The organism is Pseudomonas citronellolis (assembly GCF_900112375.1).
Taxonomy (GTDB): domain Bacteria; phylum Pseudomonadota; class Gammaproteobacteria; order Pseudomonadales; family Pseudomonadaceae; genus Pseudomonas; species Pseudomonas citronellolis.
The window spans coordinates 25,050-38,298 of record NZ_FOLS01000051.1 but is presented as its reverse complement, the minus strand read 5'-3'; the positions used below and the strand labels follow the sequence as shown (position 1 = coordinate 38,298).

The window sequence follows — 13,249 nt, the reverse complement described above, 5'->3', positions numbered from 1 at the left end:
AGTTCGCGGGCGAAGAAGGCCGAGGCCTTTTTTAGCAGGTCGTTGTCCTGCTTCAACTGGCGATTCTCGGCCTCCAACTGACGAATCCGCTGCTGCTCGGGTGTCAGCGGCTTACCCACTCCCGCCTGCCCCGACAGCTCGGCTTCGTATTGCTGAACCCAGCGGCGAACTGCCGTCTCTCCCAGGTCCATGTCTCGGCAGACCTGCGTAATGCTCAGGCCCTGGTCTTTGATCATCTGGACGACTTGCAGCTTGAAGCTGGCATCGAATGTTCTGCGTTTACGGCTCATGAATGACTCCTCTATTCAGTGGATTTTCCACCTATCGAGGTGTCCGAGGAAATTGAACCACCACAAGTCCGTGCCGAGAGAAGTGATGGTTTCAGCCGGAAATTGACGGAGCGGCCGGCTGACTCCAGAGCATCCAAGCGCTCCGAACGGTCCCCTCTCCCTTCAGGGAGAGGGTTAGGGAGAGGGAGCGGGCTCGAACCATCGCTCCGCGGCCTACCCGAGCGCACTCAATACTCGATCACCACATCCCCCTTCGGCACGCTGCAGCACGACAGGATGTAGCCCTCGGCCACATCCTCGTCGGTAATCCCGCCGTTGTGTTCCATCTCCACTTCGCCGGAGCGCTTCATCACCTTGCAGGTGCCGCAGATGCCCATGCCGCAGGCTTTCGGGATATGCAGGCCGAGCTTGGCTGCGGCGGCGTGGACGGTTTCGCCGGGGCCCACGCGGATGCTCTTGCCGGTTTCGCAGAACTCCACGTTGTTCAGGTCGGCGGCGGGGATTTCCGGGGCCTCGGCGGCTTCGGCGGCCAGTTCCTTCACTTCCTCGCGGACTTCCGGCGGCGTCGGGCCGAAGGCTTCCTCGTGGTAGCGCGACATGTCATAGCCTTCGGCTTCGAGCAGGCGCTTGATCGCGTGCATGTAGGGCGTGGGGCCGCAGCAGAAGACTTCGCGTTCGAGGAAGTCCGGGGCTATCAGCTGCAGCATGGCCTTGTTCAGGAAGCCGCGGTAGCCGGCCCAGGCCTCGCCCATCTCGTACTTCTCGCAGATCAGGTGGACCTTGAAGTTGGCGATGCGCGAGGCCATGTGGTCCAGCTCGCGGTGGTAGATGATGTCTTTCGGCGTGCGCGCGCTGTGCACGAAGACCATGTCGACCGAGCCGTTGGTATCGAAGAACCAGCGCGCCATGGACATCACCGGGGTGATGCCGACGCCGCCGGAGAGGAACAGCGCCTTGTCGGTGGGGAAGTCGATGGCGTTGAAGTTGCCCACCGGGCCGTGCACCGGAACGACGTCGCCTTCCTTGAGGTTGTCGTGCAGCCAGTTGGAGACCTTGCCGCCGGGCACCCGCTTGATGGTGATGGAGAAGCTGTAGGGCACCGAGGGCGAGCTGGAGATGGTGTAGGAACGCATGATCGGCAGGCCGTCGATCTCCAGCTCCAGGGTGACGAACTGCCCGGGCTTGAAGAAGAACAGGATCGGCTGGTCGGCCATGAAGCAGAAGGTGCGTACGTCCCAGGTCTCCTGGATGGCCTTGACGCAGCGCACCAGGTGGCGGCCGTTGGTCCAGGTCTGGGTGTTCACCGGGTTGAGGAAGTTGCTCGTCGACATGGTGTCTCTCCGCGCACGCAGGCCGTTTCCCGGCCGAATGGGGCAGCGCCGGGCGGGGACGCTCGCCCCGGCCTTTTCGGCATGCCTGATGGGGCCGATTGTGCGCACGCCCCGTGCCCCTCACTTACCTGCCAGCGACATTTGCATGCTTATCGCGACCTGCCGCCTGGGGCGGGGGCTGCCAGGTCGGAAACGGATGTGGTCGTGTCGCCCATGGATAAGGCACCGCAAAGGCCCGGACGCACACTGCCCCCAGCCGAAACGAAGGTAATCCACCAGAGCGCCTGACCTTCACGCCCGCCGCCGCGGGCCCCGCCCATCGGCAGGGCGGGATTCCGGAGCCACCGGAATGCCGAAGGCCGTGAACGCCACCTTGCGTAGCGTCGAACCGTATCAGCCACCCAATTTCGCCGCCGCCGATCCCCGGCGCGGCATGAGGACCAACCGATGGACGTCACTACCACCCTGAGTCTGGGCGATCCGCTGGAACCGGCCCGCAAGGCCACCGCCGAGATGCTGCGCACCCGCGACCATTCCTTCTCGCTGCCGCAGCCGTTCTACAACGACGAGCGCCTGTTCAAGCTCGACATGCAGGAGATCTTCCAGAAGGAATGGCTGATCGCCGGCATGACCTGCGAGATTCCCGCCAAGGGCAACTTCCTCACCCTGCAGATCGGCGACAACCCGGTCATCGTGCTGCGCGGCGCCGAAGGCAAGATCCACGCCTTCCACAACGTCTGCCGCCACCGCGGCTCGCGCCTGTGCGTGAGCGACAAGGGCAAGGTGGCCAAGCTGGTGTGCCCCTACCACCAGTGGACCTACGAGCTGGACGGCCGCCTGCTGTTCGCCGGTACCGAGATGGGCGCCGACTTCGACATGAAGGACTACAGCCTGAAGCCGGTGAACGTGAAGACCGCCGGCGGCTACATCTTCATCTCCCTGGCCGAGAACCCGCCGGCCATCGACGACTTCCTGCGTACGCTCGAGCACTACATGGAGCCGTACGACATGGAGAACACCAAGGTCGCCGTGCAGACCACCATCCGCGAAGCAGCCAACTGGAAGCTGGTGCTCGAGAACAACCGCGAGTGCTACCACTGCAACGGCTCGCACCCGGAGCTGCTGAAGACCCTGCTGGAGTGGGACGACGTCACCGACCCGCGCGCGAGCCAGGCGTTCAAGGACCAGGTGGCCGCCTGCACCAAGGCCTGGGACGAGGAGAAGATCCCCTACGCCCACGCCAGCTTCGGCCTGCGCAACCGCATCGTGCGCATGCCGCTGCTCGACGGCACCGTGTCCATGACCATGGACGGCAAGCAGGGCAGCAAGAAGCTGATGGGCCGCATCAAGAACCCGGACCTGGGCTCGATGCGCATCCTCCACCTGCCGCACTCCTGGAACCACTGCATGGGCGACCACCTGATCGTCTTCACCGTGTGGCCGATCAGCGCGCAGGAAACCGTCGTCACCACCAAGTGGCTGGTGCACAAGGACGCGGTGGAGGGCGTGGACTACGACGTGCAGCGCCTGCGCGAAGTGTGGGACGCCACCAACGACCAGGACCGCCGCCTGGCCGAGGAAAACCAGCGCGGCATCAACTCCACCGCCTACCAGCCGGGCCCGTACTCCAAGACCTACGAGTTCGGCGTGATCAACTTCCTCGACTGGTACAGCGAGCGGATGCTCAACAACCTCGGCGAAGAGTCCGCCCACGCGCGGCTGGTCGCCCACGAGTAAACCCAGGTCCACCCGGCGCCCCCTTCACTGGGGGCGCCTGCATTTCGGAGGGGAGAGCGTGGATAGTCTGCTGTTCTATGGCAGTTCGGTGGTGGTCGGCGGGTTGATGGTGTGGAACCTGGTGGCCTGCTGGCGGAATCGTTGAGGGTTCGGCCGCTTTTCGTAGGAGCGAGCTTGCTCGCGAACGGAGTTTCCAGGCGGCTCTGGTGTGTTGGGTTGACTCCGCTCCCTCTCCCCAGCCCTCTCCCTGAAGGGAGAGGGGGCTAGTCCGTGCCGAGAGAAGTGATGGTTTCAACCGGAAACCTTCGGTGCTGCCGGCTGACTCCAAAACACCCAGCTCTGCCCAACGGTCCCCTCTCCCTTCAGGGAGAGGGTGCTCTTTCATCCTGCGCCAATTCCTTCCGGCAAACCCCGTTCGCGAGCAAGAACTAGGCGTCCCCCTCGCTCCTACGAAAAGCCATCCTCCCGCGAAACAGCCATCGTCCCGCGAAAAGCCATCCCCCCCCTCATTCCCCCAAGCTCTCTAAACCGCCCCCTTCATACCCATATGCCCGCCCGCGACGCCTTCGGTGTCGCGCATGTCGCCGGCTTGACGCTTTCGGTACGACCCTGGTCGTTTTCGAACCGGGCCGCCCCGCCACCCGGGGATATGCTGCCCCCAAAGCGCCGGCACAAGCCCCGGCGCGCCAAGCCTGACAAGCCTTGCCTGATATAGAGAGACGCCAGATGAGCCCAGCCGAACTTCACGCCGACAGCATCGTCATCGATGGCCTGATCATCGCCAAGTGGAACCGCGAACTCTTCGAGGACATGCGCAAGGGCGGCCTGACCGCCGCGAACTGCACCGTGTCCGTGTGGGAAGGCTTCCAGGCCACGGTGAACAACATCGTCGCCAGCAATAACCTGATCCGCGAGAACAGCGACCTGGTCATCCCGGTGCGCAGCACCGCCGACATCCGCCGCGCCAAGGAGCTGGGCAAGACCGGCATCCTCTACGGCTTCCAGAACGCCCACGCGTTCGAGGACCAGATCGGCTACGTCGAGGTGTTCAAGCAGCTGGGCGTGGGCATCGTGCAGATGTGCTACAACACCCAGAACCTGGTCGGCACCGGCTGCTACGAGCGCGACGGCGGGCTCTCCGGCTTCGGCCGCGAGATCGTCGCCGAGATGAATCGCGTTGGCGTGATGTGCGACCTGTCCCACGTCGGCAGCAAGACCAGCGAGGAAGTCATCCTCGAATCGAAAAAGCCGGTCTGCTACTCCCACTGCCTGCCCTCGGGCCTGAAAGAGCACCCGCGCAACAAGTCCGACGAGGAACTGAAGTTCATCGCCGACCACGGCGGCTTCGTCGGCGTGACCATGTTCGCGCCCTTCCTCGCCAAGGGCATCGACTCGACCATCGACGACTACGCCGAGGCCATCGAGTACGTGATGAACATCGTCGGCGAGGACGCCATCGGCATCGGCACCGACTTCACCCAGGGCCATGGCCAGGACTTCTTCGAGTGGCTGACCCACGACAAGGGTTACGCCCGCCGCCTGACCAACTTCGGCAAGATCGTCAACCCGCTGGGCATCCGCACCGTGGGCGAGTTCCCCAACCTCACCGAGACCCTGCTCAAGCGCGGCATGCCCGAGCGCGTGGTGCGCAAGGTCATGGGCGAGAACTGGGTGCGCGTCCTGGCGGACGTCTGGGGCGAGTAAGCCCGGGTCGCCGACTTCCTTCGTAGGGTGGGTGGAGCGCAGCGATACCCACCATGCCGGCGCCCCGCCGGCCAAGATCATCAACCGGATTCCGAGAACCGAACCATGGCCAAACACGCCCCCGAACTGCCCATCGAAGTCGACAGCGAAACCGGCGTCTGGACCACCGACGCCCTGCCGATGCTCTACGTGCCGCGGCACTTCTTCGTCAACAACCATATGGGCATCGAGGAGGAGCTGGGCGCCGAGCGCTATGCCGAAATCCTCTACAAGGCCGGCTACAAGTCCGCCTGGCACTGGTGCGAGAAAGAGGCCGAATGCCACGGCATCGAAGGCGTGGCGGTGTTCGAGCACTACATGAAGCGCCTGTCGCAGCGCGGCTGGGGTCTGTTCCAGATCGAGCAGATCGACCTCGACAAGGGCACCGCCCAGGTGCGCCTGAAGCACTCCGCCTTCGTGTACGTGTACGGCAAGGTCAACCGCAAGGTCGACTACATGTTCACCGGCTGGTTCGCCGGCGCCATGGACCAGATCCTCCAGGCCCGCGGCAGCAGCATCCGCACCGTGGCCGAGCAGGTCTACAGCGGCTCGGAAGAAGGCCACGACGACGGCCTGTTCATCGTCAAGCCGCTCTGACCGACCTGACCTGTAGGCGCGAGCTTGCTCGCGAACAGCAGCCTGCACGGCTGCCGCCAGACAACAAGAAACCTCTGATCCCGTGAGGATGCCGCAATGGCTTTCGAGGCAATGTTCCAGCCGATCCAGATCGGCAAGCTGACCATCCGCAACCGCGTGCTCTCCACCGCCCACGCCGAGGTCTACGCCACCGACGGCGGCATGACCACCGAGCGCTACGTGAAGTACTACGAGGAGAAGGCCAAGGGCGGCATCGGCCTGGCCATCTGCGGTGGTTCCTCGGTGGTCGCCATCGACAGCCCGCAGGAGTGGTGGAGCTCGGTGAACCTGTCCACCGACCGCATCATCCCGCACTTCCAGAACCTGGCCGACGCCATGCACAAGCATGGGGCCAAGATCATGATCCAGATTACCCACATGGGCCGCCGCTCGCGCTGGGACGGCTTCAACTGGCCGACGCTGATGTCGCCCTCGGGCATCCGCGAGCCGGTGCACCGCGCCACCTGCAAGACCATCGAGCCGGAAGAGATCTGGCGGGTGATCGGCAACTACGCGCAAGCCGCGCGCCGGGCGAAGGAAGGCGGCCTGGACGGCGTCGAGCTGTCCGCCGTGCACCAGCACATGATCGATCAGTTCTGGAGCCCGCGCGTCAACAAGCGCACCGACGAATGGGGCGGCACCTTCGAGGGCCGCATGAAGTTCGGCCTGGAAGTGCTCAAGGCCGTGCGCAAAGAGGTCGGTGACGACTTCTGCGTCGGCATGCGCATCTGCGGCGACGAGTTCCACCCGGACGGCCTGTCCCACGAGGACATGAAGCAGATCGCCAAGTACTACAGCGACACCGGCATGCTCGACTTCATCGGCGTGGTCGGCTCCGGCTGCGACACCCACAACACCCTGGCCAACGTCATCCCCAACATGACCTACCCGCCGGAGCCCTTCCTGCACCTGGCGGCGGGCATCAAGGAAGTGGTCAACGTGCCGGTGCTGCACGCGCAGAACATCAAGGACCCGAACCAGGCCACGCGCATCCTCGAAGGCGGCTACGTGGACATGGTCGGCATGACCCGCGCGCACATCGCCGACCCGCACCTGATCGCCAAGATCAAGATGGGCCAGGTCGACCAGATCAAGCAGTGCGTCGGCGCCAACTACTGCATCGACCGCCAGTACCAGGGCCTGGACGTGCTGTGCATCCAGAACGCCGCGACCAGCCGCGAATACATGGGTGTGCCGCACATCATCGAGAAGACCACCGGCGTGAAGCGCAAGGTCGTCGTCGTCGGTGGCGGCCCGGCCGGGATGGAGGCCGCGCGGGTGGCGGCCGAGCGCGGCCACGACGTGACCCTGTTCGAGAAGAAGGACCAGCTCGGCGGGCAGATCACCACCGCCTCGAAGGCGCCGCAGCGCGACCAGATCGCCGGCATCACCCGCTGGTACCAGCTGGAGCTGGCGCGCCTGGGGATAGACCTGCGCCTGGGCACCGGCGCCGATGCCGACACCATCCTCGACCTGCGCCCGGACGTGGTGGTGCTGGCCAACGGCGGCCACCCGTTCCTCGAGCAGAACGAACACTGGGGCGCCGCCGAGGGCCTGGTGGTGAGCAGCTGGGACATCCTCGACGGCAAGGTCGCCCCCGGCAAGAACGTGCTGGTCTACGACACCATCTGCGAGTTCAGCGGCATGTCGGTGGCCGACTTCCTCGCCGACAAGGGCGCGCTGGTGGAGATCGTCACCGACGATATCAAGCCCGGCGTGGCCATCGGCGGCACCACCTTCCCCACCTACTACCGCAGCATGTACCCCAAGGAAGTGATCATGACCGGCGACCTGATGCTGGAGAAGGTCTACCGCGAGGGCGACAAGCTGGTGGCGGTGCTGGAGAACGAATACACCGGCGCGAAAGAGGAGCGGGTGGTCGACCAGGTGGTGGTGGAGAACGGCGTGCGCCCGGACGAGAGCTTGTACTACGCGCTCAAGCAGGGCTCGCGCAACAAGGGCCAGATCGACGTCGAGGCGCTGTTCGCGATCAAGCCGCAGCCGTGTCTCAGCGAGCCGGGCGAGGGCTACCTGCTGTTCCGCATCGGCGACTGCGTGGCCCAGCGCAACACCCACGCGGCGATCTACGACGCGCTGCGGCTGTGCAAGGATTTCTGAATAGAGCCGTGGGAGGCTGGAGGCGGAAGGCTGAACGAAAGAGCGACCGTGCCTGCTTTTTCGTCCAGCTTCCAGCCTCCAGCCTTCAGCGAAAAGGCTGGTGACCCATGCTTAATACGATTCTTCCCCTCCTGCTCTTTGCCGCTCTGGCACTGGCCGCATTCGGCGCCGTGAAGCGCTTCGCCATGTGGCGCCGCGGGCGGCCCGCGCAGGTCGACTGGCTCGGCGGCCTGCTGGCCATGCCGCGGCGCTACCTGGTGGACCTGCACCATGTGGTCGAGCGCGACAAGTACATGTCCAGGACCCACGTGGCCACCGCCGGCGGCTTCGTCCTGGCGGCGCTGCTGGCCATCGTCGTGCACGGCTTCGGCCTGCACAGCCGGATCCTCGGCTTTGCCCTGCTGGCGGCCACGGCGCTGATGTTCGGCGGCGCGCTGTTCGTCGCCAAGCGCCGCCTCGACCCGCCGTCGCGGCTGTCGAAGGGCCCGTGGATGCGCCTGCCGAAGAGCCTGCTGATGTTCTCGGCGAGCTTCTTCATCGCCACGCTGCCCGTGGCCGGCATCCTGCCCGAAGGGTTCGGCGGCTGGTTCCTCGCGGCCATCCTCGCCATCGGCGTGGCCTGGGGCGTGTCCGAGCTGTTCTTCGGCATGACCTGGGGCGGGCCGATGAAGCACGCCTTCGCCGGCGCCCTGCACCTGGCCTGGCACCGTCGCTCCGAGCGCTTCGCTGGCGGCCGCTCCACCGGCCTGAAAGCCCTCGACCTGAGCGACCCCATGGCCCCGCTGGGCGTGGAGAAACCCACCGACTTCACCTGGAACCAGCTGCTGGGCTTCGACGCCTGCGTGCAGTGCGGCAAGTGCGAGGCCATGTGCCCGGCCTTCGCCGCTGGCCAGCCGCTGAACCCGAAGAAGCTGATCCAGGACATGGTCATCGGCCTGGCCGGCGGCAACGACGCCAAGTTCGCCGGCTCGCCCTATCCCGGAAAGCCCCTGGGCGAGCACAGCGGTGGCCCGCACCTGCCCATAGTCGCGCTGGAAGGCAAGGCTCTGGTGGATGCCGAGACGCTGTGGTCGTGCACCACCTGCCGCGCCTGCGTCGAGGAATGCCCGATGATGATCGAGCACGTCGACGCCATCGTCGACATGCGCCGCCACCTCACCCTGGAAAAGGGCGCCACCCCGAACAAGGGCGCCGAGGTGCTGGAAAACCTGATCGCCACCGACAACCCCGGCGGCTTCGCCCCCGGCGGCCGGCTGAACTGGGCGGCCGACCTGAACCTGCCGCTGATGAGCGAGCAGAAGCAGGCCGACGTGCTGTTCTGGGTCGGCGACGGCGCCTTCGACATGCGCAACCAGCGCACCCTGCGCGCCTTCGTGAAGATCCTCAAGGCGGCGAAAGTGGACTTCGCCGTGCTCGGCCTGGAAGAACGCGACAGCGGCGACGTGGCCCGCCGCCTGGGCGACGAGGCGACCTTCCAGAACCTGGCCAAACGCAACATCGCCACCCTGGCGCAGTACCGCTTCAAGCGCATCGTCAGCTGCGACCCGCACAGCTTCCATGTGCTGAAGAACGAGTACGGCGCCCTGGGCGGCAGCTACGAAGTGCTGCACCACACCACCTTCATCGACGAACTGGTGAAGAGCGGCGCGCTGCAGGTGGGCCAGAGCAAGGCCGACAGCGTGACCTACCACGACCCCTGCTACCTGGGCCGCTACAACGGCGAGTACGAGGCCCCACGCAACGTGCTCAAGGCCATCGGCATCGAGGTCAAGGAGATGCAACGCTCCGGCTTCCGCTCGCGCTGCTGCGGCGGCGGCGGCGGCGCGCCGATCACCGACATCCCCGGCAAGCAGCGGATTCCGGACATGCGCATGGTCGACATCAAGGAAACCGGCGCCGAACTGGTGGCCGTGGGCTGCCCGCAGTGCACCGCGATGCTCGAAGGCGTGGTGGCGCCGCGGCCGGAGATCAAGGACATCGCCGAGCTGGTGGCGGAGGTGCTGATCGAGAGCGCGGAGGCGCCGGCAAAAAAGCCGGCGGCGGTTAAGCGGGAAGAAGTGGTGGGGGTGCATTGATGATCCGGACGACTTCAGGCCTTGGCCGTGTGCCGGCGGTGAGTCAGCAGGCCCTCTCCCTAACCCTCTCCCTGAAGGGAGAGGGGACCGTCCGTGCCACGGCGGACATCAGCTTTAGCCGGCTAGCCCGCTGCACCATTACTTACCGGGGCGCTCGGATAGCTCCCTCTCCCTTCAGGGAGAGGGCGGGGGGAGAGGGTAGCCCGAGCCTCAATGCCAGCCCGTTCGCGAGCAAGCTCGCTCCTACGAAAAGCCCAGGCCTGCTGGAGGTTCTGCCATGAGCGACATCATCCGCCGCGACCCACGCGCCGAGTGGATCGCCCGCAACCGCCTGCACCCGCTGCACGCGGCCATGCAGTCCGCCCAGGGTGGCGAGGTGCGCTGGATGGGCCCCAACGGCCTGATCCGCAGGAACCCCCACGCCGTCGGCTTCATCGGTCCCAACGGCGTCAAGCGCATCGACCGCTCCGGCGGCCAGCAGGGCACCGCCGGCAAGCGCTCCAGCGCGCCGGAAGTGGTGCAGCTGCCGCTGCAGGTCATCGAGCAGCCGGCGTTCTATATCGCCGTGGTGCCGGACATGGTCGGCGGCCGCCTCTCCAGCCACGACCGCGACCTGCTGGGCCTGGCCCGCAAGCTCGCCGGCGAGGGCGGCGCGGTGCTGGCCATTGTCTTCGGCGAACACAAGGAAAGCGCCTTCGACACCGCCGGCGTCGACCGCCTGCTGCAGGTCGAGGGCGACGAATACGAAGGCTACGCCCCGGAACAGCGGGTGCTGGCGCTGCGCGCCGTGGACGGCCAGTTCGTGCCGCGCCACTGGCTGCTGCCCGACAGCCGCACCGGTGGCGGCGAACTGGGTCGGCGCCTGGCCGCCAGCCTTGGCGAGCGCCCGGCCACCCGCGTCTGGCAGGCCGAGGGCGAGCGCTGCATCGGCCGCGCCGGCGCCGGCCAGCAGGACCTGCAGCGGCCGCTGGCGCGCCTGATCCTGGCCGCCGCCGAGTGCGCCGAGCCGGTCAGCGAGACGCGCCACGAGGCCCGCCCGGTCGCCCTGGAAGGCGGCGTGGCGCGCAACCTGCCGCGCATCGAGGACCTCGGCCCGGTGGCCGTGGACCCGGCGCAGATTCCCATGGCCGAGGCCGAGTTCATCCTCTCCGGCGGCAACGGCGTGCGCGACTGGGACCTGTTCCACCGCGCCGCCGCGGCCCTGGGCGCCACCGAAGGCGCCTCGCGGGTGGCGGTGGACGACGGCCACATGCCGCGCAACCGCCAGGTCGGCGCCACCGGCACCTGGGTCACCGCGCGGGTCTACCTGGCGGTGGGCATCTCCGGCGCCATCCAGCACCTGCAAGGCATCGGCGCCTGCGACAAGGTGGTGGCGGTGAACATGGACCCCGGCTGCGACATGATCAAACGCGCCGACCTTTCGGTGATCGGCGATTCCACGGCGATTCTCCAGGCACTGATCCGCCTGACCGAGGAGTACCGCCAGGGAGGGGCGCGGGATGCGGCTTGAAGGCAGTCCCTGGGCCCCCGCGTTCGCGGGGGTGACGATGCCGGAGACAAGGCACGTGGCAAACCCCGTCATTCCCGCGCACGCGGGAACCCAATAAACACCGCGTCGAGATCCCATCATGACCGACCTGAACATCGTCACCCTGGTCTCCATCGGCGCCCACCCCGCCTCCGGCCGCGCCCGCCGCGCCGAGCAGGATGCCCGCGCCGTCGAACTGGGCCTGCGCCTGGCCGGCAAGCGCCTGCAGGTGCTGCACGCCGGCAACCCGCAGGAAGAGGCGCTGCGCAGCTATCTGGGCATGGGCCTGGACGAGCTGGCGGTGCTGGAACAACCGGCCGGCACCGACGCCTTGCCGGCGCTGGTCGACTACCTCGGCGGCGCCGGCGCGCAACTGGTGCTCACCGGCAGCCAGGCCGAGACCGGCGAAGGCTCCGGCATGCTGCCGTTCCTGCTCGCCGAACGCCTGGGCTGGCCACTGGTGGTGGGCCTGGCCGAGGTGGAGAAGGTCGAGGGCGGCAGCGCCCAGGTGCTGCAGGCCCTGCCGCGCGGCCAGCGGCGCCGGCTGAAGGTGCGCCTGCCCTTCGTCGCCAGCGTCGACAACGCCGCCCCGGTGGCGCGCCAGAGCGCCTTCGGCCCGGCCCGCCGTGGCTTCATCGAGGCCCACGAGGTGGAGGTCGTCGAGGACGACCTGCTCGCCGCCAGCAGCCTGCAACCGGCGCGCCCGCGGCCCAAGCGGCTCAAGGTGATCAAGGCCAAGACCGGCGCCGAACGCATGAAGGCCGCCACCGCCAAGGCCTCCGGCGGCACTGGCCAGGTGCTCAAGGACCTGGCCCCGGAGGCGGGCGCCGAAGCCATCTTCAAGCTGCTGCGCGAGGAAGGCGTGATTCGCTGAGCTTGCCGACTGCGTCGATGCGCTCTTCGTAGGATGGGTTGAGTTTGCGATACCCATCGCCGTGGTCTGATGGGTATCGCTTCGCTCAACCCATCCTACGGAGGTTCGTCGCGCGATCAACCTGCTGAAATGGCACGAAATTTGGCTTCTAAGCTATTGAATTGACAGCATACTTTCCGTCAGGAAAGCGTGTATTTCCCTGGCCGCACAGGCGACTTTTCTTTATCCTCCGCGACCTTTACCACGGCCTCGGAGACTCCCATGCTCGACAGCACTATCGAACAGCTCGAACAACTGGTGGCTGAGCTGCTGCAGCAGAACAAGCAACTGGCCGACGACAACGCCCAACTGCGCGACAGCCTCGGCAAGGCCAGCGAAGACAACGACGCCCTGCAACTGCAACTGATGGAGCAGGAAGAGAAGCACAACGCCACCGCCGTGCGCCTGCAGGCCCTGGTCCGCCGCGTCAGCGACAGCCGCGCCAGCGCATGAGCGACGACGGCGTGCGCGTCCTGCGCATCCTCGGCCGCGACTACAGCGTCAAGGCGCCGGCCGGCGAGGAGCGCGCCCTGCAGGAGGCCGCCGCCCTGTTGCAGGCGGAGATCGCCGCCGCCAAGCAGAAATTCCCCTACGTCACCAGCAACGAACTGTTGCTGCTCAGTGCCCTGAACCTGTGCGCCCGCCAGTTGGCGCCGCGCGGGGAGGCTGAAGAGGGTGACGAGCGTACGGTGGAGCGTCTTGCGGCGCTCAATCGGCGTATTCGTGCGCATTTGCAGGCGCAGGATTGATTTCTTGCCGGGCCTTGGTGCTCGGGCTCAGAACCCTCTCCCCCCGCCCTCTCCCTGAAGGGAGAGGGAGCTTGTCCGTGCCGAGAGAAGATATGGTTTCCCCTGAAACCCACGGAGCCGCCGGCTGAC

General features: G+C 66.6%; 11 protein-coding genes. 9 read left to right on the top strand and 2 right to left on the bottom strand.

The genetic code is table 11. The features are described 5' to 3' along the window. The coding region (locus tag BM060_RS30710) for a transposase (RefSeq protein ID WP_143096613.1) at window positions 1-290 on the bottom strand (290 nt) is incomplete at its 3' end. Between the two features lie 227 nt (window positions 291-517). After that, complete coding sequence (gene gbcB, locus BM060_RS30705; protein WP_074986125.1) at window positions 518-1,621, bottom strand: glycine betaine monooxygenase reductase subunit; 1,104 nt, start codon at window positions 1,619-1,621, stop codon at window positions 518-520. Between the two features lie 447 nt (window positions 1,622-2,068). On the opposite strand from gbcB, the gene gbca reads away from it, so the two are divergent. From gbca to BM060_RS30660, 9 genes are all read left to right on the top strand, one after another. Then, window positions 2,069-3,358: a glycine betaine monooxygenase oxygenase subunit gene (gene gbca / locus BM060_RS30700; protein WP_009614269.1), complete on the top strand. Its 1,290-nt coding sequence runs from the start codon at window positions 2,069-2,071 to the stop codon at window positions 3,356-3,358. Between the two features lie 726 nt (window positions 3,359-4,084). Beyond that, on the top strand, window positions 4,085-5,062 hold the full coding sequence (locus BM060_RS30695) for a dipeptidase (protein ID WP_074986123.1): 978 nt from the start codon (window positions 4,085-4,087) through the stop codon (window positions 5,060-5,062). Between the two features lie 105 nt (window positions 5,063-5,167). Then, complete coding sequence (locus BM060_RS30690; protein ID WP_043256596.1) at window positions 5,168-5,698, top strand: DUF5943 domain-containing protein; 531 nt, start codon at window positions 5,168-5,170, stop codon at window positions 5,696-5,698. Between the two features lie 96 nt (window positions 5,699-5,794). Further along, the gene (dgcA, locus tag BM060_RS30685; RefSeq protein WP_074986121.1) at window positions 5,795-7,855 is read left to right on the top strand and encodes a dimethylglycine demethylation protein DgcA; all 2,061 of its coding nucleotides are present in this window, start codon (window positions 5,795-5,797) and stop codon (window positions 7,853-7,855) included. A 107-nt stretch (window positions 7,856-7,962) separates the two neighbouring features. Beyond that, window positions 7,963-9,930 carry a dimethylglycine demethylation protein DgcB gene (gene dgcB, locus BM060_RS30680; protein ID WP_074986119.1) on the top strand — a complete coding sequence of 656 codons (1,968 nt, stop codon included), beginning with the start codon at window positions 7,963-7,965 and terminating at the stop codon, window positions 9,928-9,930. A 277-nt stretch (window positions 9,931-10,207) separates the two neighbouring features. Beyond that, window positions 10,208-11,440 carry an electron transfer flavoprotein subunit alpha gene (etfA, locus tag BM060_RS30675; protein ID WP_074986115.1) on the top strand — a complete coding sequence of 411 codons (1,233 nt, stop codon included), beginning with the start codon at window positions 10,208-10,210 and terminating at the stop codon, window positions 11,438-11,440. Window positions 11,441-11,558: 118 nt separating this feature from the next. Next, window positions 11,559-12,332 (top strand): electron transfer flavoprotein subunit beta, encoded by a 774-nt coding sequence (etfB, locus tag BM060_RS30670; RefSeq protein ID WP_074986113.1) that lies wholly within the window; start codon window positions 11,559-11,561, stop codon window positions 12,330-12,332. Window positions 12,333-12,593: 261 nt separating this feature from the next. Beyond that, window positions 12,594-12,824, top strand: coding sequence for a hypothetical protein (locus BM060_RS30665; RefSeq protein WP_009614252.1), 231 nt, complete (start codon window positions 12,594-12,596; stop codon window positions 12,822-12,824). Continuing rightward, the gene (locus tag BM060_RS30660) at window positions 12,821-13,120 is read left to right on the top strand and encodes a cell division protein ZapA (RefSeq protein WP_074986111.1); all 300 of its coding nucleotides are present in this window, start codon (window positions 12,821-12,823) and stop codon (window positions 13,118-13,120) included. The genes BM060_RS30665 and BM060_RS30660 overlap by 4 nt, the downstream gene beginning before the upstream one ends. The last annotated feature ends 129 nt before the right edge of the window (window positions 13,121-13,249 follow it).